The organism is Pseudomonas sp. SWRI18, from assembly GCF_014268345.1.
GTDB classification, from domain to species: Bacteria; Pseudomonadota; Gammaproteobacteria; order Pseudomonadales; family Pseudomonadaceae; genus Aquipseudomonas; species Aquipseudomonas cedrina.
Window position 1 is genome coordinate 1 of the sequence record NZ_JACCQQ010000013.1, and the last position, 19,628, is coordinate 19,628.

A 19,628-nucleotide genomic window follows, 5' to 3' on the forward strand; every position below is an offset into this window, starting at 1 on the left:
ACTACGACTACGACGCCTTCGGCAACCTCATCCGCGAACGACGCGGCAAAGGCCAACAACTCGTCACCGAATACCGCTACGACTGCCAGCATCGGCTAATCAGCGTCACCCGACCCAACGGCCAAACCGCCAGCTACCGCTACGACCCATTTGGTCGTCGCATCAGCAAAACCGTCGACGGCAAAACCACGGAGTTTTTCTGGCAAGGCGGCAAACTCATCGCCGAACACCACGCGGACCGGCACCGAAGCTATCTCTACGAACCGGACAGCTTCCGTCCGCTGGCCCTATTGGAAGGTTTTGGCCCAAAAGAAACCAAGCCCTACCACTACCAACTCGACCACCTGGGCACACCACAGGAACTCACCGCACCGGACGGCGAAATCGTCTGGTCCGCGCAGTACCGCGCCTATGGCGAAATCACTCGTCTCGACATCAATAAAATCGACAACCCGCTACGTTTCCAGGGCCAATACTTCGATCCGGAAAGCGGCCTGCACTACAACCGCCATCGCTACTACAGTCCGGATATTGGTCGTTACCTAACGCCCGACCCGGTGAAGCTGGGCGGTGGGATCAACGCTTACAAATACGCACACAACCCTACAGGATGGATTGATCCACTTGGATTGAGTTCCTGTCCTGGTACGGATGGTTGCAAGCCAAATTTCTCCACTCAAAATCCTGCAAAAAGTGTCGATCACGCAGAACCAGCTTTACCGCATTTAACACGTGCGGAACGACAGACAAGAATTGATGAACTGGCTGAGTCAAATATGCATCGGCGCTTATCGGAGCTTGAGACGTCAATTCCAGGAGCGCACTTTTTGGAAAAACATGGAGCGCAAACATCATTAGAGTCCCAACTTGAGCGTGTAACAACGGCTAGAAACCCAACCACTGGCGAAATCGAGACCTTCGACAGAGGAAGAAGAACGGGCACACCGAGGCCACCCAGTGCTGCCACACACTTTCTTAGCCATAGAGATCAATTCAATGCAATTCAACGGGCAATTTTAATATTTAAGCTTGATAGTCGAGCGGAAACCTCAAGACCAATGGACATGGGAAAGATTATCGGCGAAGGATATAAAAGAGATGGACTAGAATATGGAAAACAAACCAAAGCCGTCGTACACTTAAACAGAGACGGACAACCAATCACAGCTTACGCAGAGTTTGACAGATGAAAAAAAAGCCAACCCTCTCCATCTTGCAAGGTCTTTTATTCACTTATAGCACAGAAAACACTAAAGATTTAGAGCGAGAAGAAACTATAGTTTCAAAAAACGTCAACAGTGAAGATGAGCTTGAAGAACTCTTCGACATCTTAACCAAACCAGAATTCGTATCATACAGAGAAGATGAACAGCGGTGGTTTATAGAGACCATCGAACACTATCTATCAACAGACGAAACCTTCGATTCTGTTTTTTATTTATTTGATACATACTTTGAAGATGACATAATCGACAAGAGAAACTTCATGAAGACATTACTAAAATGTCTTAAAAACTATAACAGTCAAGCCATAACCAAAAATCAAAAAATAGTGAGATAAATATTGATTCGTGGAAAAACGACCTCCAAAAAGCCAGCCTCGAAGACCCATCAACTTGGTAAAACCAACACCGCTCTTCAAGCCAACACGACCCCCTGTAGTGAGCGAGCTTGCTCGCGCTGGGCCGCGAAGCGGCCCCATTCCAGGCGATGCGGACTTTCAGGTAAATTGGCATCGTCTGTTTTGGGGCTGCTGCGCAGCCCGACGCAGGGCAAGCCTGCTCGCCACAGAGAAGGTAAGCTCAGCCAGATCAGCGCTTGCTCAGCTCCATGATCATCCGGCTAAGCAGATAAACCCGCGGTACCACACTCTCCACCTCGGCATACTCATCCGCCGTATGAATATTGCCCCCCACAATCCCAAACCCATCCAGCGTCGGCGTGCCGACCCCAGCCGACAAACTCGCATCCGCGGCCCCGCCGCTGCCTTCAATTGTCAGCTTCTTGCCCAACTCTTCATAAATCCCTTGGGCAATCGCGACCAATTTATCCGACTCCGCCGTCTGCGGCATCGGTGGCAACCCGCGCTGCAACGTGGTTTTCACTTCAGTCTCCGGGATCAGTTTGTTCGCCGACACCCGCACCAAATCCTTCTCGATGCGATCGAATTCTTCCGGCAGCGCTGCGCGCACGTCCGCCTTGGCGGTGGCCTGGTCGGGGATGACGTTGGTGCGGTCGCCCGCCTTGAGCACGGTGAAGTTGATGGTGGTTTTCTTCTCTTCATCGTCCAATTTGCCCAGTTGCAGGATCTGGTGCGCAGCCTCCATGGCGGCGTTGCGGCCCAGTTCCGGGGCGACGCCGGCGTGGGCGGCTTTGCCTTTGACTTCGACCACCGCGGTGGCGCTGCCTTTGCGCCATACCACCAGGCCATCAGCCGGGCGGCCGGGTTCGAGGTTGAGGGTGACGTCGTGGCCCTTGGCGGTGTTGCGGATGAGTTCGGAGGCGGCCTCGGAGCCGGTTTCTTCGCTGGCGTCGAGCAGGAAGGTGATTTGCGCGTAGTCCTTGAAACCCTGGCCCTTGAGGACTTTGAGCGCGTAGATGCCGGCGACGATGCCGCCCTTGTCGTCCATCACGCCGGGCCCATAAGCGCGGCCGTCCTTGATGTGGAACGGACGCTCGGCGGCCGAGCCTTCCTTGAAGACGGTGTCCATGTGCGCCATCAGCAGGATCCTGGCCTTGCCGGTGCCCTTGAGGGTGGCAACCACATGGCTGTTATTGGCCGCTTTATCCGGCACCAGCTCAATGCTGAAGCCCAGCTGTTTGAGCTCATCAACGGCGATGTCGCGCACTTGGGTCAGGCCCGATTCATAGCCCGACCCCGAGTCGATGTTGACCAGGCGCTCCAGCAGCTTCAAGGCCTCTGCCTTGTACTGCTCGGCTTGCGCCTGGATCGGTTTGTGGGGCTCGGCGCTGTAGGCCGGCGCGGCGAAGGACAACGCCAGGGTGGCGGCCAGGAGGGTGCGGGGGAAGTTGAAGTGCATGAAACCGATCCTTGTTTTTGTGTTGGAAGGCGCCGTCACACCCTACCCCACAGTCCGCGCCAGCATCAATGCCACGCCCAACAGCAACACCGCCGTAATCCGCTGCAACAGCACACGGCGCTTGGGGTTTTCCAGCACATGCTGGATGCGTTGGCCGAAGTAGCCATACAGGCAGCCGCTGGCAAATTGCAGCACCAGAAACGTCAGCCCGAAAATCGCGATATCCAGGGCCGAACTGTGCCCGCCGGCCCCTGCGAACTGGGGGAACACCGCGCTGAACAGGATGATGGTCTTGGGGTTGGAAAACCCGGTCAGCAAGCCCTTGCCGAACAGGCTGCGCGCGCCTTCCACGGCGCCGATCCGGTCGAGTACCGCGCCGCTGCTGGTCCATTGTTTGTAGGCAAGGTGAAGGATGTACGCCACGCCGATGCCCTGGATGGCCTGGGTGATGACGGGGTGCCCCTTGATCAGCTCCGAGAAGCCCACCGCAAAAATCAGGATTGAGATCAGGTAAGACACACTGGCGCCGAGCTGCGCCGGGATCGAGCTGCGCAGTCCGTTACGCAGGCCCAGGCTCAACAGCAGCAAAGTCATGGGCCCGGGGCTGAAGGTCATTGTCGCGCAAAACAGCAGGAAATACAGAAAGGAAGAGAGGGTTAACGCGCTGGTCATGGCCTGGAATCTGGGGAAGAAAGCCCGCAGTCTAGGCAGGAGCCATTGCACATGGCAGGTGAAGTCAGGCCTAATCCGGCCGAACTTCACCGGTAAAATCACCGGAAAAGATAAGGAAGCCACATGTTCGTATCGGCCATTGCCTTTGCAGAGGGCACCTCCAAGGTGCAGCAGATCGTCGAGGCGTTCAGCCAGGCCATCGAAAACGGCGAATGGGCGCCCGGCAGCAAGTTACCCTCGGTGCGCGAGCTGACCGAGACCTTGGGCGTGAGCAAGTTCACCCTCAATGAAGCCCTCGACCGCCTGCGCGGGCGCAATCTGCTGACCTCCAGCCAAGGCCGTGGTTATTTTGTGTCGATGGACCGCCTGCGCCCGACGACAGCGAACTGGGCCGACTTGCTGCCTCAGGACCTGCTCAGTGTATTGCGCCGCCCCCTTGCCTCAGCCTTTGGCGACCTGCGCCCCGGTGGCGGGCACTTGCCCGAGGCGTGGCTGGACAGCGACGCCATCCGCCAGACCCTGCGCAGCGTGGTGCGCGCGCCATCGTTGCGCATCGCCGGGCTGGGCACGCCGGCCGGGCTATTACCGTTGCGCCAGGCCTTGCAACAGAAACTACACGCCGAGGGCTTGTCGGTGTCGGTGGATCAGATCATCACCACCCCCAATACCGTGCAAGGTCTGGACATGTTGATGCGCCTGCTGGCGCGCCCCGGCGACTGCGTGTTGCTGGATACGCCGTGCTATTTCAACTTCCACGCCAACCTGGCGCTGCACGGGGTCAAGGTGGTCACGGTCCAGCGCCGGCCCGACGGCTTTGACTTCGATGCCCTCGAGCAGCTTCTGGCAGAACATCGCCCCAGCCTGTACCTGACCACCAGCGTGCTGCACAACCCAACCGGTCATTCCTTCAGCCCTGGCCAGGCGTTTCGCCTGCTGCAACTGACCCAGCGCTACCACTGCCATATCGTCGAGGATGACCTCTACGGCGACCTGCATCCCAACCCGCCGCCGCGCCTGGCCGCCCTCGCCGGCCTGGACCAGGTCACCTATCTGTCGGGCTTCTCCAAGATCCTCAGCGCCAACGCCCGCGTCAGCTTCGTGGTGGCCGCGCCGCAACTGGCGGCCAACCTCACCAATATGAAGCTGATGAGCGGCGGCGTGACCTCGGAGCTGTTCGAGCAACTGGTGTACCGCATGCTCAGCGAAGGCAGCTACGCCAAGCACCGCAAACGCATGGTGCAGCGCTTGATGGAGACCGGTGGACGGGTCGAGCAATGGCTCAAGCGTTGCGGCTGCGAACTGCCGATGGGCTATGAAGGCGGGATGTTTATCTGGGCGCGCCTGCCACCAGGGATCAACGGCGAAGTGCTGGCCCAGGCCGCCTTGAAACAGGGCATGGTGCTGGCGCCGGGCGCGCTGTTTGGCTATGACCCGGCGCACCGCGATTCGATGCGTTTCAATGTGGCCCACAGTGATGAGCCCCAGGTGCGGCAAGTGTTTGAGGCGTTGTTGCGGGATGAAAGCCTGGATAGCAGGTAGAGCAACCGTCGACAAGTCGGGTTGCGCACGCTGGCCTGCCTGCGCCTTTGATGTTTGCGCTTGTGCGTTGACCATCCCTGTTACACACCATATAGTGTGCCCACAAACAAAACAGACCACTACATAGTGTGCAGTATCGGTATTTACCGACCACACTATGCGCAGTATTTCAATGCCTTGAAGCCTGCAAACACCCCTTATTTTTCGAGTACGCGGAAGGAGAATTCAATGCTGAGTTGGGATGAAGTCGACAACGAAGACACCGGTGCAGCGGTGATCAAGGGCGCCAACGCCGGCCACGCCAGCGAAGCCAACATGGACCGCCTCGACGGTGCCGGCGCCGCCGCTGCCCTGGAAGCGCGTCACGTGACCGCCAACGACTCCGCCGCCATCGTCCGCGCCAAGGCCGCCCTCGACAAACTCGACGTCGCCGAAGGCCTCGCCGAACTCGAAGGCGCCTCCGCCCGCGTCGCCGTCGACGAAAAGCGCATGATCAACTGCCGCGCCGACCTCAACCAGCTCGTGCCCTTCAAGTACGACTGGGCCTGGCAGAAATACCTCGACGGCTGCGCCAACCACTGGATGCCGCAAGAGGTCAACATGACCGCCGACATCGCCCTGTGGAAAGACCCCGAAGGCCTGACCGACGACGAACGCCGCATCGTCATGCGCAACCTCGGCTTCTTCTCCACCGCCGACTCCCTGGTCGCCAACAACCTGGTGCTGGCCGTGTACCGCCTGATCACCAACCCCGAGTGCCGCCAGTACATCCTGCGCCAGGCCTTCGAAGAAGCGATCCACACCCACGCCTACCAGTACTGCATCGAATCGTTGGCCATGGATGAAGGCGAGATCTTCAACATGTACCACGAGATTCCATCGGTCGCCAAAAAGGCAGCCTGGGGCCTGAAGTACACCCGCTCGATCTCCGATCCGAAGTTCGAAACCGGCACCGTCGACACCGATAAAGAGCTGCTGCGCAACCTGGTCGCCTACTACTGCGTGCTGGAAGGCATTTTCTTCTATTGCGGCTTCACCCAGATCCTGTCCATGGGCCGCCGCAACAAAATGACCGGCGTGGCCGAGCAGTTCCAGTACATCCTGCGCGATGAGTCGATGCACCTGAACTTCGGGATCGATGTGATCAACCAGATCAAAATCGAAAACCCGCATTTGTGGGATGCCGAGATGAAGGAAGAAGCGACCCAGATGATTTTGCAGGGGACGCAGCTGGAGATCGAATATGCACGCGATACCATGCCGCGTGGGGTGCTGGGGATGAATGCGGCGATGATGGAGGATTACCTCAAGTTTATTGCTAACCGTCGTTTGTCGCAGATTGGGTTGAAGGAAGAGTATCCGGGGACGACGAATCCGTTCCCGTGGATGAGCGAGATCATGGACTTGAAGAAAGAGAAGAACTTCTTCGAAACCCGTGTAATCGAGTACCAGACCGGCGGCGCCCTGAGCTGGGACTGACCAACGACGCAATTCCCCTTGTGGGAGCGGGCTTGCTCGCGAATGCGGTGTGTCAGTCGCCAAATGTATCAACTGACACACCGCATTCGCGAGCAAGCCCGCTCCCACATTGGATTGGCGGTGTTCTATAGAATTTGCAAATTGCCACTTATGCCCAATCAAACCATCAAAACCCCCTGCGTCGGCCTGTGTTCCACCGTCTACGGTGACCTGGTCTGCCGGGGCTGCAAGCGTTATCACCATGAAGTGATCCAGTGGAACGGCTACAACGCCGACGAGAAACAGGCGGTGTGGCTGCGCCTGGAGCAATTGCTCGTGCAGGTGATGGCCAGCAAGCTGGAGGTGTTCGATCCGCACCTGCTGCGCCAGCAACTGGAAAATCGCAAGATTCGCTTTATGCCGCACCAGTCGCCGTATTGCTGGGCGTATCAGCTGATTGCGCGAGGCGCGCGGGTCATTTCCAAGCTGGACGCGTATGGGCTGGCCTTGTTGCCGGAGTTTCGCGAGCGCAGCCTGGCCGATCTGCGCGATGCGATTGACCGCGAGTTCTTCCTGCTCTCCGAAGCGCATTACGAGCGGTATATCGCGCCGGGGTTTATGCGTGAGGTGTTTGGCGCGCCGCTGATTGCTGCCTTTTAACGCCGTGATTGTGGTTAAAATGTCGGCCGTTCAATGACCGACGCTCAACGATGAACCCTGACGCACTCGCCACCCTGCACACCCATTTGCTCACCGCCCTGCAAACCCCGCCCAGCGAAACCCGTCGCCTGTTCCACGGCCGTGGCCGCTGCTGGCCGGGCCTTGAGCAATTGACGGTGGACTGGCTGCAAGGCGTGCTGTTGGTATCGTTGTTCAAGGAGCCGGACGCTGCGCCGTTGCAAGCCTTGAAGCAACTGCTGCACACCCACTTCGGTAGTTACACCGTGGCCCTGCAGCACCGCTACCTGCCGCAAAGCACCCTCGAATGGCTGGCGGGCGAGCCTGTCAACGAGCTGACCATCACCGAAGGCGGCCTGCGTTACCTGATAGACCTGGGTAAAAAGCAGAACAGCGGTCTGTTCCTCGACATGCGCTACGGCCGCAACTGGGTGCGCGAACAGGCCAAGGGCCAGCGCGTGCTCAACCTGTTTGCCTACACTTGCGGATTTTCCGTGGCGGCCATCGAAGGCGGTGCCGACCACGTGGTGAACCTGGATATGGCCCGCGGTGCCCTGAGCCGCGGCCGCGACAACCATCGCCTGAATGGTCATGACCTGGGCAAGGTCAGCTTCCTGGGCCACGACCTGTTCAAGTCCTGGGCCAAAGTCAGCCAAGGTGGCCCCTATGACCTGGTCATCATCGACCCGCCGTCGTTCCAGAAAGGCAGTTTCCTGCTGACCAAGGACTACCAGCGCGTATTGCGCCGCCTGCCGGATCTGCTGACGCCACGGGGTACGGTGCTTGCTTGCATGAATGACCCTGCGTTTGGCGAAGACTTCCTGATCAACGGCGTGACCCAGGAGGCACCCGCGTTGCGTTTTGTCGAACGGCTGGAAAACCCGCCGGAATTTCCTGATATTGATGCCCAAAGTGGCTTAAAGGCGCTGGTGTTCCGCCAAGGTTGATGCCGAAACGTCTTACGCTTGCTACCCTAAGTGATGCGCCGGGTTGGTGAACCTTCTTACCTTCTTTCCGGTCGATACCTGCATTCCCCGGCCAGACTCGACGGCGTCACGTCGTCGGCTGCCCCGTTTGACCTTTTGGAGAACCACCCGTGATATCGACCCTGCATGTAGCCAGACTCAAAGCCTGGGGCGCCCACGGCTTCACCGCCACCGGCGTGGTATTGGCGTTCCTGGCCACCCTGGCACTGCTCGAAAACTCGCCCAAGGCCTGCCTGCTGTGGCTCGGCCTGGCGCTGGTGGTGGATGGCGTCGACGGTTCGCTGGCGCGACGGGTCAATGTAAGCACGGTACTACCCAGCTTCGACGGCTCGGTGCTGGACCTGGTGATCGACTACCTGACCTACGTGTTTATTCCGGCGCTGTTTATCTACCGCTATATCGACCTGCCGGAGTTCACCCACCTGTTGACGGTGTCGGTGATCCTGGTGTCGTCGCTGTTCTGCTTCTGCAACGTGAACATGAAAAGCAAGGACAACTACTTCGTCGGCTTCCCTGCCGCATGGAACGTGGTGGCCTTGTGCGTCTATATCATCCAGCCGGACGCCTGGGTCACGTTGCTCACGGTGATCGGCCTGGCATTGCTGACCGTGACGCCGATGAAGTTCCTGCACCCGTTCCGGGTGAAGCGCTTCATGCCGATCAATATTGCGGTGACCACGATCTGGTTGCTGTGCAGCTTTTTGATGGTGGTGGATTACCCGAATACCAACCCCTGGACGTTTGGGCTGTGGTCGGTGATGTCGGCGTATTTTCTGGGGATTTGCATCTGGCGTACGGCGCTGGAGTGGCTCGAAACCCACCGCTGAATCAAGCGGGCACGGTGAAAAATGTGGGAGCCAGCTCCCACATTTGGTTTTGCATACATCCGGCAGGTAAGATGCAGGCCTTTGGTGCAGCCTCTTCGCTGTGCCCAGCTAATAATAAGCCCTGCCCATGCCCTTCGAACTCAGCGTAGACCTCACCACCCTCGCCATCCTGGCGGTGGTTGCCTTTATCGCCGGTTTTATCGACGCCATCGCCGGCGGCGGCGGCCTGCTCACCACCCCCGCCCTGCTCACCGCCGGCATGCCGCCGCACCTGGTGCTGGGCACCAACAAACTCAGCTCCACCTTCGGCTCGGCGACCGCCAGCTTTACCTTCTACCGACGCAAGCTGTTCCACCCGCGACAGTGGGTGCACGCCATTGTCGGTACGCTGGTGGGGGCGCTGGCCGGCGCCGTGGTTGCGCATTACCTGCCCGCTGAAACCCTGAACAAGATGCTGCCGGTGATCGTGTTCGCCTGTGGTGTGTATTTGCTGTTCGGCGGCACACCCAAGGCGCCGCTGGACGCCGAAGCGCCGATCAAGAAAAAGTGGCAAGCCACCCAGGGGTTCGGGCTGGGTTTCTACGATGGCGTGGCGGGCCCCGGCACCGGGGCATTCTGGACGGTCAGCACCATGCTGCTGCACCCGATCGACCTGGTCAAAGCCAGCGGCGTGGCGCGCAGCATGAACTTCGTCAGCAACGCCGCCGCGCTATCGGTGTTTATCTTCAATGGCTCGGTGGATTGGATCGTCGGCCTGGCGATGGGCATTTCGGTAATGTGCGGCGCATTCTTTGGCGCACGCAGCGCCATCAGCGGCGGCGCCAAATTCATTCGCCCGGTGTTTATCACCGTGGTCCTCGGACTGACTGTACGCCTAGCCTGGCAGCACTGGTTCAGCGTGGCCTAAGCGACGGGCCAGGTAGAGGTCGATGAGATAACGCGCAATCGAACGTGACGCCGGCAGCGGCGGTAAATCGTGGATATGGAACCACTGCGCGTCTTCGATCTCGTCGGCCTGGGGCACGATATCGCCCCCGGCGTATTCGGCGTGAAAGCCCAGCATCATCGAATGGGGAAACGGCCAGCACTGGCTGCCCATGTACTGGATATTCTTCACCTCCACCTGGACCTCTTCGCGCACCTCGCGGATCAGGCACTCCTCGGCCGATTCGCCCGGCTCGGCAAACCCCGCCAGCGTGCTGTACACACCCGTAACAAAGCGTGGCGAACGCGCCAGCAGGATTTCGTCGCCACGGGTCACCAGCACGATCATGCTCGGGGAGATCCGTGGGTAGCTGCGCAGGTCGCAGGCCTGGCAATACATCGCGCGCTCGCGTGGCACTTGCACCATGGCCTGGCCGCAACTCCCGCAGAACCGATGCTCCCGCGCCCAGGTGCCGATCTGCGCGGCGTAACCCAGCACCTTGTACAGGGTGTGATCGCCTTGCAGCATGAAGCCGCGCAAACCCTGCCAACTACAACCCGGCACGTGCGCCGCCGAGTCGAGTTCCAGCAGGTACACCGGTTCGCCGTCGAGATGGCCGATGCCGTGTTCGGCGAACACCGGCAGGTCCTGGCGTTTGAGCCATTCGCGCGGGAACAGCGGGCCGTTGGGGTCATGCAAAAAGCCGTCGCGGCTGCGCGCAACGGCCCAGCCGCCGGGGGTGTCGTTGTCCAGCAGCGTTGTGGTAATCCAGCCTGGGGTCATGTCGGTCAATCCACGAATTCGGGTTTCTGCTTGCTCATATGGGCCGCGATGGCCACACGCAGGTCGTTGGATTGCAACATAGCCGAGTTCCAGGTGGCAACGTATTCCAGGCCGTCGTTGATTGTATGGTCACGCATATAACTGATCATGGCCTTGGTGCCGGTGACCGCAATCGGCGATTTGGCGGCGATTTCCCGGGCGATGTCCATCACGGCGGCCAACAGGCTGGCGTGATCGGGATAGACGCGATTGACCAGGCCGATGCTGCGCGCTTCTTCGGCGCCGAACTGGCGACCGGTGTAGGCCAGCTCGCGCAGCATGCCATCACCGACGATGCGCGGCAGACGCTGCAGGGTGCCGACATCGGCGGCCATGCCAATATCGATTTCCTTGATCGAGAACTGCGCATCTTCGGCCGCATAACGCATGTCGCAGGCGCTGATCAGGTCGATGGCGCCGCCGATGCAGTAGCCGTGGATCGCCGCCAGCACCGGCTTGCGGCAGTTGTCGACCGCGTTGAACGAGGCTTGCAGGTCAAGAATCTTACGCCGCAGCAGGCGCGCGTTGCGGCCCACGTCCTTGCCCAATTCGCTGGCCACCGAGGCCAGCATCATCAGGTCTATCCCTGAGGAGAAATGCTTGCCCGCGCCGCTGAGCACCACCGCGCGCACGGCGTCGGTGTCTTCGACCCACTGGAAGATGTCGATGATCTCGGTCCAGAACGCCGCGTTCATCGCATTGATCTTTTCCGGGCGGTTGATCTGCACATGGGCAACGTTGCCGCTGAGTTCGACGACGAAAGCTTGGTATTCGGACATGGCAGTGATCCCTGACTGGCGAGTGATGAGGGCCGAACTATAACAAGGGAGCGCAAGGGCGCATCGGCCAAAAGCGGGACTGGCTAAGGTGGCGGAAAATCCGCTGGATAAAACCCCGCGCACGCGCCATCCTTCGCGCTTTGAGCCGCCCCATCAGCGGCGTTCGACGTTTAAAGGATATCCTCATGCACACCCACCCGCTCACCGCCGCCGAATTCGAATTCATCGAAAACGTCCTGCTCAAGTACGGCGACGACCAGTCGGTGCTGAACCTGGCCGAACTCGACGGCTACTTCACCGCGTTGGTGTCCAGCCCGGTGCAGGTCGATGTTGCCGAGTGGTTCCCGGCCATCTGGGGCGGTCAGAACCCGCAGTGGGACAACATGGACGAAGCACAAGGCTTTCTCGAACTGTGCGTGCGCCATATCAACACCCTGGCCGAGCAACTGGCCACCGATGCCAAGGGCTTCAAGGCACGCTTCGATGAAACCGAGCACCAGGGCCAACGCGTGACCCTCGCCGAAGAGTGGTGCTTTGGCTACATCCGTGGCGCCGCCATTGGCAACTGGCCAGAACTGCCGGCCGCCCAGGCCGCGGCGCTTGAGAAAATTTCGTGGTGCGCCGAGCAGGACAACTTCGAACTGCCGGCCGACCTGGATGTGCCGGCGCACCAGCAGCGCGTCAGCGAAATCGAACCGGCCGCGCGGGCCCTGCATGATTACTGGCTGAGCCTGCGCTAAGCCTCGACAAGCACCGCCGCTTTGGCCGATTATTCGGGTCCGCCCGCAGCCCTTGCCTTGAATCAGGAGCCCTGTACCTTGAGTTCGCAGAAAACCGTGACCGTCACACCGCCCAACTTCCCTCTCAACGGCAAGGTCGCGCCCCCCGGCTCCAAATCCATCACCAACCGCGCCTTGTTGCTGGCGGCCCTGGCCAAGGGCACCAGCCGCCTGAGCGGTGCGCTCAAGAGTGATGACACCCGGCACATGTCGGTGGCCCTGCGCCAGATGGGCGTGACCATCGACGAGCCGGACGACACCACCTTTGTGGTGACAGGCCAGGGCAAGCTGCAACTGCCGGCGCAGCCATTGTTTCTCGGCAATGCCGGCACCGCGATGCGCTTTCTGACCGCAGCTGTCGCAACCGTGGAAGGTACCGTGGTGCTGGACGGCGACGGCTACATGCAAAAACGCCCGATCGGCCCGCTGCTCGCAACCCTCGGCCAGAACGGCATTCAGGTCGACAGCCCCAGCGGTTGCCCGCCGGTCACCGTGCACGGGGTGGGCAAGGTCAAGGCCAAGCGCTTCGAGATCGACGGCGGCTTGTCCAGCCAATACGTTTCCGCCCTGCTGATGCTCGCCGCTTGCGGCGAAGCGCCGATTGAAGTGGCGCTGACCGGCAAGGACATCGGCGCCCGTGGCTATGTGGACCTGACCCTGGACTGCATGCGTGCCTTCGGCGCCCAGGTTGAAGCGGTCGACGACACCACCTGGCGCGTGGCGGCGACCGGCTACACCGCCCATGATTACCTGATCGAACCCGACGCCTCCGCCGCCACTTACTTGTGGGCCGCCGAAGTGCTTACCGCTGGCCACATCGACATCGGCGTGGCCGCGCAGGACTTCACCCAGCCCGACGCCAAGGCCCAGGCCGTGATCGCACAATTCCCCAACATGCAGGCCACGGTGGTTGGCTCGCAAATGCAGGACGCGATCCCGACGCTGGCGGTGCTCGCCGCCTTCAACAACACCCCGGTGCGTTTCACTGAGCTGGCCAACCTGCGGGTCAAGGAATGCGACCGCGTGCAGGCGCTGCATGACGGTTTGAATGAGATCCGCCCAGGCCTGGCGACCATCGAAGGCGACGACTTGCTGGTCGCCAGCGACCCTGCCCTGGCTGGCACGTCGTGCAACGCGCTGATCGACACCCATGCCGATCACCGCATCGCCATGTGCTTTGCCCTGGCCGGGCTGAAGGTATCGGGTATCCGTATTCAGGACCCGGACTGCGTGGCCAAGACCTATCCTGGGTACTGGAAGGCCCTGGGCAGCCTTGGGGTTCAGTTGGCTTATTGAGGCACCGGTGCCGGGGGGATGCACATGACAATTCGCCAACCCTGCCCACCCGGCGCCTGCGTCTGCGATCGCGAACAGCTGCTGCAAGCCCCAGGCGCGGACCTGCGCATCCTCAACCTGACGCGCCACGAAGAGAAGAAACTGCTCGAGCGCCTCGAAGACCTCAAAAGCCTGCAAGACCTGGAACACATGCAGCAACGCATGTACGAACTGCTGGGTATCCGCGTGCATATCGCGCCGGGCCACACCGAGGTCAAGAGCATGCGCGGGATCCAGATCGTGATCGACGAGTTGCCGGGCATGTGCCGCAAGACTCGCCAATCCATCCCGGCCGCGATCCGTCGGGGCCTGGAGAAACGCCCGGAAATTGCCTACCGCTTGCTGGATGCCCACGACCTGTTTCGCGAAGGTTGAAATCAACCGGCGAGCGTTTCAGCCTGGAACAGACCCTGGCCAATAGCCCTGGCTTTTTGCAGATGCGCGTGCGCCCCGCCGCTCTCCGAGTCCAGCAGCAACGCGGAGGTCACCACCTTCGCGCCACAGTAATCGAAGATACCGTAGTCAATTTGCGTGCGCATCGCCTTGGCATAACCATGCCGGTCAAACGCATCGTCATCAGCCGCGCCCAATGCCAGCAGGTGCACCGGCAAGTGCCCGAGCTTTTTCACCACCGGCGTATCGGGCCCGTACTCGATAGCCCAGCCGTTGACGAATACGCGGTCGATCCAGCCCTTGAGCAGGCCCGGCAGCGACCACCAGTAGATCGGGAACGCCAGCACCAGGGCGTCGGCGCGGTCGATGCGTGCCTGTTCGGCGAGCACGTCGGCCGGTGGCGTTGCGTGGGTGCGGTGTACCCGGTGGTCGGCGGCAGTGTAGCGCGGGTCGAACCCTTCGGCGGCAATGTCGGCGATTTCGTAGGTGTGTCCCGCTGCGGCAAGCCCGGCGGCCACCTGCGCGGCTACGCTGTGAGTGAGCGATTGCGGGTCGTGATGGGCAACAACGATCAGTGCGTGCATGACATTGACTCCGTTTGGCGTTAGGCTTGGGCTTAAGTTACGTTTAGTAAGTTATTCTTAAGTTACTTTTGGTATATAAGCATGTCAAGTCCTTCGGCCCCCGCTCCCCGTAGTCGCCTGTCCCGTGAAGATCGCCTGCGCCAATTGTTGGACGTCGCCTGGCAACTGGTGCGCGATGAGGGCACCGAAGCCCTGACCCTCGGCCGCCTGGCGGAGTTGGCGGGGGTGACCAAGCCGGTGGTCTATGACCATTTCGTCACCCGTGCCGGGTTGCTGGCCGCGCTGTATCGGGATTTCGATGCGCGCCAGGACCGCGTGTTCAGCGAACGCATCGAAGCGAGCGGCGCGAACCTTGAGGATCGGGCCTGGGTCATCGCCGCGTCTTATGTGGAGTGCGTGTTGTTGCAGGGCCGGGAAATTCCGGGGGTGATTGCGGCGCTGAGCAGCTCACCGGAACTGGAAAGCCTCAAGCGCGAGTACGAGGCGATCTTTCTCGACAAGTGCCGCGATGCGTTAGCGCCCTTTGGCCGCGTGTCCCAGGCGGGACTGCGAGCGATGCTGGGCGCGGCTCAAGAGCTGTCCCAGGCAGCGGCCAGCGGCGAGATCAGCCGTGAAGAGGCGCAGCAGGAGTTGCTGGAGACCATCCTGGCAATGGTCAACCGCGCACGGTTATCCGTATGAAAAGGCTTCCTGTGGCGAGCGGGCTTGCCCCGCGTTGGGCTGCGCAGCAGCCCTAAAACCCGACGCCTCGAATTACCAGACGTAACGCGGCGGTTGTAAAAGGGGCCGCTTCGCAGCCCAACGCGGGGCAAGCCCGCTCGCCACAAAATCCGCTCACTACAGACCCTGCTGGGGCCAGGCAGAGGCTAACGCCCGGCAATAAACAGCCGCACCTTGCGCGCCAACTGATCGAGATGCCGATCGCGCTGTTTCTCGGCATCCGCCATCGCGCGCTTGCCATGTTTTTGCAGCAGGTACGTATGAATCTGCCGCACTTCCAACGAGCTGTAGATCGCCGCCACATCCAGCACGCCCATCAGCCCATCGGTGCCGTAGTCGCGGGTATTCATCAGTACCTGGGTGCCGCGCGCGCCGCGTAGCTTAAAGCCCATGGCTTCGAACGCCGGAACCTTTTCCACCGCGCAGGCCAGTTCGGCATGGGGATAGCGAGCCAGCACGTCCTGCATCATCCGCCGTGCCACGCCCTGGCGCCGGAAACCGGCCTGTACCGCCATGAACGCGATGCCGCAGGCTTGAGGGTCGTCCTTCACGGGTAGATACAGGCAAAAGCCGAGCAGCTTTTCGTCTTCCATCGCCACGACCAGTTCAACGGCAATCCCCTTGGAACCATCAAGCGCTTCCAGATACAGATGCACCTCAAAACCGATGGCGTACTGGTAAATGTTGTACAGCAGGTTACTCGGCGGCAGTGCCACGCTGCTGATGTCAGTGAGATTATCCACCACCATCTGCAGGATCTGGCCATTGACTGGCTCGGGGCACGGTGTGGTGTAGCGGGTAAGGCTGAACATGCAAATTCCTGGGCTTGGCATCAAGGCAGTGGCGATTGTACCTGTTGCACCGCGCACACCTCACGCAAACATCCGCGCAACCAGCGATGGGCCAGGTCGGCATCCAGCCGTGGGTGCCAGAGCATCGCCACGCTGAAGTCCGGCAGTTCCAGGGGCAAGGCGAAGCTGTGCAGGCCGTGTCGTCGGTGGGCGGTGTAGCGTTCTGGCACGCTGGCGATCAGGTCAGTGTCGCGGGCCAGGGCAATGGCGGTGGCGAACCCGGCGACGACTGTGCTGATCTGCCGCGTGAGGCCCAGGGCTTCAAGCGCGTCGTCGACCTGGCCACGGTACTGGCCGCGCCGGGACACATAGACATGCTGGCCCCGGGCGTAGCGCTCGGCGCTGATCTTGCCCTGGCTGAGGGGATGCCCGCTGCGTACCACCCCCACCAGACGGTCGCGGAACAGCGCCTGGGTCAGCACTTCCGGGCTGGCGGTGGGGTCGACCACGCCGGTTTCCAGGTCGACGCTGCCTTCTCGCAGCAATGTGCTGTCCTTGTCGGTCTTGTTGATGAACCGCAGGCGCACGCAGGGTGCGTCCTGAGCGATGCGTGCCAACAACGCCGGGCCGAAGTTTTCGACAAACTCCTCGATGGTGCGCAAGGTAAAGGTGCGCTCCACCCGTGCCATATCCAGGACGTGCACGGGGCGCAACACCGCGTTGACGTCCTGCACCAGACGGCTGACCTGTTCGCGCAGTTCCACCGCCCTTGGCGTAGGCACCAGGCCGCGACCCGCGCGTACCAGTAACGGATCGCCCGTGGTTTCGCGCAACCGCGCCAGCGCGCGGCTCATGGCCGACGGGCTAAGGCGCAAACGCCTGGCCGCAGCAGCGACGCTGCCTTCGGCAAGCAAGACATCCAGGGTGACCAGCAGATTGAAATCAGGCATTGGCATTCCTTATCAGGCGTCACGCGCATGTGTGAGCTGCAAGCCATGCGTCTTCCGCCATGGTAGGGCACACCGTAGATTTGTGACAGTTGCCTTCACTCCAGGATTCCCCATGCAGAACGCCTCACGCGGCAGCCTCTCCAGCCTGTCCCTGTCCATGTTGCTGGCCTCCCTCGGCACCAGCATCGCCAACGTCGGCCTGCCCAGCCTGGCGAGGGCATTTGATGCATCGTTTCACGCCGTACAGTGGGTGGTGCTGGCTTACCTGCTGGCGATCACGGCGGTGATTGTGAGCGCCGGACGCCTGGGCGACCGATTGGGCCGGCGACGCTTGTTGCTCGCCGGGTTGTGCCTGTTCGCCGTGGCATGCGGAATGTGCGGCATGGCACCATCACTTCAATGGCTGATCGCCGCGCGCAGCCTGCAGGGGCTGGGCGCGGCAGTCATGATGGCCATGGCCATGGGCATGGTCGGCGACACGGTACCCCGTGAACGCACCGGACGAGTGATGGGCTTGCTGGGTACGATGTCGGCCGTCGGTACCGCCATGGGGCCCGGCGTTGGCGGTATGTTGCTGGGCACTTGGGGCTGGCGTGCGATCTTCCTGGTGGGCGTGCCGCTGGGTGTATTGGCGCTGGTGCTCGCCTGGCGCTGTTTACCGGCTGACCGTCCGCACGCGCCTTCATCCATGGGTCCGAATGCATGGTCGTCGTTGAAGGACGCTTCGTTGCGAGCCGGCTTGGCCATGAGTGCCTTGGTGGCCGCCGTGATCATGGCCACCTTTGTCGTGGGGCCGTTCTATCTGTCCCATGGCCTGGGGCTCAAGCCGGCGTGGATGGGCCTGGCCATGGCCGTCGGCCCGTGTGTCGCGGCGGTCAGCGGCATACCGGCCGGCCGCCTGACCGACCGTCTCGGCAGCCGCCGCGTGACACTTGCCGGGTTGGGCGTGCTGGCCTGTGGCGCCCTGCTGCTGTCAATCGCTTCGGACCTGTTGATGTACCTGGGCGGGTTGGTCATTTTGACCTGCGGCTACAGCCTGTTCCAGGCGGCCAACAACACGGCGGTGATGAGCGACGTGGAAGGTGGGCGTCGCGGCACGGTCGCAGGCCTGTTGAATCTGTCGCGCAACCTTGGGTTGATCTTCGGCACCTCGGCCCTGGGGGCGGTGTTTGCCTGGGCGACCCCGGATGTGACCCATGCAACCGCGCAATCCGTAGCCCACGGCATGCACCTGACCTTCAGCGTGGCGTTGGGTTTGATTCTGCTGGCCAGTGCAATGGCATCTGGCCGCATCAGGGGCTTCAATGCCCCGCAGAACATCCGTTGAGGCAAAAAAACAAAAAAGGCGTTGCGCCAGACCGGGTTACATCGCGCATCATGGGCACTTTCAAGCTCAAGGGTAACGTCCATGCGCGTTCTGTCATTGATGATGGGTCTTACGACGCTGGCCGCCAGCCTGGTGTTCTGCGCCAGCGCGATGGCGAATGAAGAAAGTCAGTTGATACAACAGATCAACCAATACCGCAGCCAGGTGCAACGCTGCGGCGACCAGGGCTCTCAGGAACTGCCGCCCCTGGCCAGCGATACGCGGTTGGTGCTGCCGGCCAACAACGTGGGCGATTTGCAGCAGGCACTGGCGCGGGCCGCTTACCCGATGGTCAACGTGCAGGCGATCAGCCTGTCCGGGCCCAAGGATGCCCAGTCGGCCATGAAGGCGGTGCGCGAAAGCTTTTGCCGCGTGGTGCTGGATCCGCAATTCGTCGATATCGGCGTGAGCAACAGCGGCCAGGACTGGCGCATCGTGCTCGCCCGCCCGCTGCTCACCAGCGGCCTGGGCGACTGGCAGACCGAAGGCAAGCAACTGCTCAACCTGATCAACACCGCCCGCGCGCAACCGCGCCAGTGCGGCACCCAGGGGTTTACCGCGACCACGCCCCTGTCCTGGAATGACGACCTGGCCGGCGCCGCCAACAGCCATACGCGCAACATGGCCAACGGCAACTTCTTCGACCACCTCGACCACGACGGGCGCACCCCCGGCGATCGCGCCGAACTGGCCGGATATATCGCGAAGAATATTGGCGAAAACATCGCTGCGGGCCTGGACACACCGCGCAAGGTCGTCGACGGCTGGCTTGCCAGCCCCGGCCATTGCGCCAACCTGATGAACCCGCAATTTCGCGAACTGGGCGCGGCGTACGCCATGGACCCAAAGAGCGATGCGGGGATCTACTGGACGGCGGTTTTCGGCGCCCAGTAAGGACGTTAGCCAATTCACTCATCCGAGGGAGACATCAAATAGCCATCTCGTGGATAATTGTCCCGGAACCGATGGCCGCCAACCCGGTC

At 61.2% G+C, this 19,628-nt stretch carries 21 protein-coding genes; 14 read left to right on the forward strand and 7 right to left on the reverse strand.

Annotation, left to right across the window (positions count from 1 at the left end; translation table 11 throughout):
* Positions 1-1,190 (forward strand): RHS repeat-associated core domain-containing protein (locus H0Z09_RS15570; RefSeq protein WP_186691335.1); only part of this gene is annotated, 1,190 nt, incomplete at its 5' end.
* On the forward strand, positions 1,187-1,561 hold the full coding sequence (locus H0Z09_RS15575; protein WP_186691336.1) for a hypothetical protein: 375 nt from the start codon (positions 1,187-1,189) through the stop codon (positions 1,559-1,561). The genes H0Z09_RS15570 and H0Z09_RS15575, both read left to right, overlap by 4 nt.
* Positions 1,562-1,811: 250 nt before the next feature.
* On the opposite strand, the gene H0Z09_RS15580 is transcribed toward H0Z09_RS15575, so the two are convergent.
* Positions 1,812-3,041: a M20/M25/M40 family metallo-hydrolase gene (locus H0Z09_RS15580; protein WP_186691337.1), complete on the reverse strand. Its 1,230-nt coding sequence runs from the start codon at positions 3,039-3,041 to the stop codon at positions 1,812-1,814.
* Between the two features lie 42 nt (positions 3,042-3,083).
* The gene (locus H0Z09_RS15585) at positions 3,084-3,713 is read right to left on the reverse strand and encodes a LysE family translocator (RefSeq protein WP_186691338.1); all 630 of its coding nucleotides are present in this window, start codon (positions 3,711-3,713) and stop codon (positions 3,084-3,086) included.
* 123 nt (positions 3,714-3,836) lie between these two features.
* Between H0Z09_RS15585 and H0Z09_RS15590 the strand changes: the two genes are divergently transcribed.
* From H0Z09_RS15590 to H0Z09_RS15615, 6 genes are all read left to right on the forward strand, one after another.
* A complete protein-coding gene (locus H0Z09_RS15590) occupies positions 3,837-5,252 on the forward strand; it encodes a PLP-dependent aminotransferase family protein (RefSeq protein ID WP_186691339.1) in 1,416 nt (471 codons plus the stop codon).
* A 228-nt stretch (positions 5,253-5,480) separates the two neighbouring features.
* Complete coding sequence (locus tag H0Z09_RS15595) at positions 5,481-6,731, forward strand: ribonucleotide-diphosphate reductase subunit beta (RefSeq protein ID WP_076952352.1); 1,251 nt, start codon at positions 5,481-5,483, stop codon at positions 6,729-6,731.
* 150 nt (positions 6,732-6,881) lie between these two features.
* Positions 6,882-7,370: a DUF1289 domain-containing protein gene (locus tag H0Z09_RS15600; protein ID WP_076952353.1), complete on the forward strand. Its 489-nt coding sequence runs from the start codon at positions 6,882-6,884 to the stop codon at positions 7,368-7,370.
* Positions 7,371-7,420: 50 nt separating this feature from the next.
* Complete coding sequence (locus tag H0Z09_RS15605; RefSeq protein ID WP_186691340.1) at positions 7,421-8,335, forward strand: class I SAM-dependent methyltransferase; 915 nt, start codon at positions 7,421-7,423, stop codon at positions 8,333-8,335.
* 149 nt (positions 8,336-8,484) lie between these two features.
* Positions 8,485-9,201 (forward strand): phosphatidylcholine synthase, encoded by a 717-nt coding sequence (gene pcsA / locus H0Z09_RS15610; protein WP_186691341.1) that lies wholly within the window; start codon positions 8,485-8,487, stop codon positions 9,199-9,201.
* Between the two features lie 127 nt (positions 9,202-9,328).
* The gene (locus tag H0Z09_RS15615) at positions 9,329-10,108 is read left to right on the forward strand and encodes a TSUP family transporter (RefSeq protein ID WP_169377137.1); all 780 of its coding nucleotides are present in this window, start codon (positions 9,329-9,331) and stop codon (positions 10,106-10,108) included.
* Here H0Z09_RS15615 and nudC read toward each other — a convergent pair.
* Both nudC and H0Z09_RS15625 read right to left on the reverse strand, forming a co-directional pair.
* Positions 10,076-10,909 carry an NAD(+) diphosphatase gene (gene nudC / locus H0Z09_RS15620; RefSeq protein ID WP_186691342.1) on the reverse strand — a complete coding sequence of 278 codons (834 nt, stop codon included), beginning with the start codon at positions 10,907-10,909 and terminating at the stop codon, positions 10,076-10,078. The genes H0Z09_RS15615 and nudC overlap by 33 nt on opposite strands.
* A 5-nt stretch (positions 10,910-10,914) precedes the next feature.
* Positions 10,915-11,727 (reverse strand): crotonase/enoyl-CoA hydratase family protein, encoded by an 813-nt coding sequence (locus H0Z09_RS15625; RefSeq protein ID WP_186691343.1) that lies wholly within the window; start codon positions 11,725-11,727, stop codon positions 10,915-10,917.
* 185 nt (positions 11,728-11,912) lie between these two features.
* Between H0Z09_RS15625 and H0Z09_RS15630 the strand changes: the two genes are divergently transcribed.
* From H0Z09_RS15630 to H0Z09_RS15640, 3 genes are all read left to right on the forward strand, one after another.
* Complete coding sequence (locus H0Z09_RS15630) at positions 11,913-12,467, forward strand: UPF0149 family protein (protein WP_186691344.1); 555 nt, start codon at positions 11,913-11,915, stop codon at positions 12,465-12,467.
* A 78-nt stretch (positions 12,468-12,545) separates the two neighbouring features.
* A complete protein-coding gene (gene aroA / locus H0Z09_RS15635) occupies positions 12,546-13,802 on the forward strand; it encodes a 3-phosphoshikimate 1-carboxyvinyltransferase (RefSeq protein ID WP_186691345.1) in 1,257 nt (418 codons plus the stop codon).
* Between the two features lie 24 nt (positions 13,803-13,826).
* Complete coding sequence (locus H0Z09_RS15640) at positions 13,827-14,216, forward strand: hypothetical protein (RefSeq protein WP_186691346.1); 390 nt, start codon at positions 13,827-13,829, stop codon at positions 14,214-14,216.
* 2 nt (positions 14,217-14,218) lie between these two features.
* On the opposite strand, the gene H0Z09_RS15645 is transcribed toward H0Z09_RS15640, so the two are convergent.
* Entirely contained in the window at positions 14,219-14,818 is a 600-nt protein-coding gene (locus H0Z09_RS15645; RefSeq protein ID WP_186691347.1) for an NAD(P)H-dependent oxidoreductase, read from the reverse strand.
* Between the two features lie 81 nt (positions 14,819-14,899).
* Here H0Z09_RS15645 and H0Z09_RS15650 point away from each other — a divergent pair, with 81 nt between their 5' ends.
* The gene (locus tag H0Z09_RS15650; RefSeq protein WP_186691348.1) at positions 14,900-15,499 is read left to right on the forward strand and encodes a TetR/AcrR family transcriptional regulator; all 600 of its coding nucleotides are present in this window, start codon (positions 14,900-14,902) and stop codon (positions 15,497-15,499) included.
* A 185-nt stretch (positions 15,500-15,684) separates the two neighbouring features.
* Here H0Z09_RS15650 and H0Z09_RS15655 read toward each other — a convergent pair whose 3' ends face one another.
* Positions 15,685-16,350 (reverse strand): GNAT family N-acetyltransferase, encoded by a 666-nt coding sequence (locus H0Z09_RS15655; RefSeq protein WP_186691349.1) that lies wholly within the window; start codon positions 16,348-16,350, stop codon positions 15,685-15,687.
* A 20-nt stretch (positions 16,351-16,370) separates the two neighbouring features.
* Positions 16,371-17,279 carry a LysR family transcriptional regulator gene (locus H0Z09_RS15660; RefSeq protein WP_186691350.1) on the reverse strand — a complete coding sequence of 303 codons (909 nt, stop codon included), beginning with the start codon at positions 17,277-17,279 and terminating at the stop codon, positions 16,371-16,373.
* 112 nt (positions 17,280-17,391) lie between these two features.
* Between H0Z09_RS15660 and H0Z09_RS15665 the strand changes: the two genes are divergently transcribed.
* On the forward strand, positions 17,392-18,606 hold the full coding sequence (locus H0Z09_RS15665) for an MFS transporter (protein WP_186691351.1): 1,215 nt from the start codon (positions 17,392-17,394) through the stop codon (positions 18,604-18,606).
* Positions 18,607-18,687: 81 nt separating this feature from the next.
* Entirely contained in the window at positions 18,688-19,539 is an 852-nt protein-coding gene (locus H0Z09_RS15670) for a CAP domain-containing protein (RefSeq protein WP_186691352.1), read from the forward strand.
* Positions 19,540-19,628 lie beyond the last annotated feature (89 nt).

Coding starts and splice junctions, on each gene's coding strand:
- H0Z09_RS15575 (WP_186691336.1), top strand. CDS start 1,187: ATGAAAAAAAAGCCAACCCTCTCCATCTTGCAAGGTCTTTTATTCACT.
- H0Z09_RS15580 (WP_186691337.1), bottom strand. CDS start 3,041: ATGCACTTCAACTTCCCCCGCACCCTCCTGGCCGCCACCCTGGCGTTG.
- H0Z09_RS15585 (WP_186691338.1), bottom strand. CDS start 3,713: ATGACCAGCGCGTTAACCCTCTCTTCCTTTCTGTATTTCCTGCTGTTT.
- H0Z09_RS15590 (WP_186691339.1), top strand. CDS start 3,837: ATGTTCGTATCGGCCATTGCCTTTGCAGAGGGCACCTCCAAGGTGCAG.
- H0Z09_RS15595 (WP_076952352.1), top strand. CDS start 5,481: ATGCTGAGTTGGGATGAAGTCGACAACGAAGACACCGGTGCAGCGGTG.
- H0Z09_RS15600 (WP_076952353.1), top strand. CDS start 6,882: ATGCCCAATCAAACCATCAAAACCCCCTGCGTCGGCCTGTGTTCCACC.
- H0Z09_RS15605 (WP_186691340.1), top strand. CDS start 7,421: ATGAACCCTGACGCACTCGCCACCCTGCACACCCATTTGCTCACCGCC.
- H0Z09_RS15615 (WP_169377137.1), top strand. CDS start 9,329: ATGCCCTTCGAACTCAGCGTAGACCTCACCACCCTCGCCATCCTGGCG.
- nudC (WP_186691342.1), bottom strand. CDS start 10,909: ATGACCCCAGGCTGGATTACCACAACGCTGCTGGACAACGACACCCCC.
- H0Z09_RS15625 (WP_186691343.1), bottom strand. CDS start 11,727: ATGTCCGAATACCAAGCTTTCGTCGTCGAACTCAGCGGCAACGTTGCC.
- H0Z09_RS15630 (WP_186691344.1), top strand. CDS start 11,913: ATGCACACCCACCCGCTCACCGCCGCCGAATTCGAATTCATCGAAAAC.
- H0Z09_RS15640 (WP_186691346.1), top strand. CDS start 13,827: ATGACAATTCGCCAACCCTGCCCACCCGGCGCCTGCGTCTGCGATCGC.
- H0Z09_RS15645 (WP_186691347.1), bottom strand. CDS start 14,818: ATGCACGCACTGATCGTTGTTGCCCATCACGACCCGCAATCGCTCACT.
- H0Z09_RS15650 (WP_186691348.1), top strand. CDS start 14,900: ATGTCAAGTCCTTCGGCCCCCGCTCCCCGTAGTCGCCTGTCCCGTGAA.
- H0Z09_RS15655 (WP_186691349.1), bottom strand. CDS start 16,350: ATGTTCAGCCTTACCCGCTACACCACACCGTGCCCCGAGCCAGTCAAT.
- H0Z09_RS15660 (WP_186691350.1), bottom strand. CDS start 17,279: ATGCCTGATTTCAATCTGCTGGTCACCCTGGATGTCTTGCTTGCCGAA.
- H0Z09_RS15665 (WP_186691351.1), top strand. CDS start 17,392: ATGCAGAACGCCTCACGCGGCAGCCTCTCCAGCCTGTCCCTGTCCATG.
- H0Z09_RS15670 (WP_186691352.1), top strand. CDS start 18,688: ATGCGCGTTCTGTCATTGATGATGGGTCTTACGACGCTGGCCGCCAGC.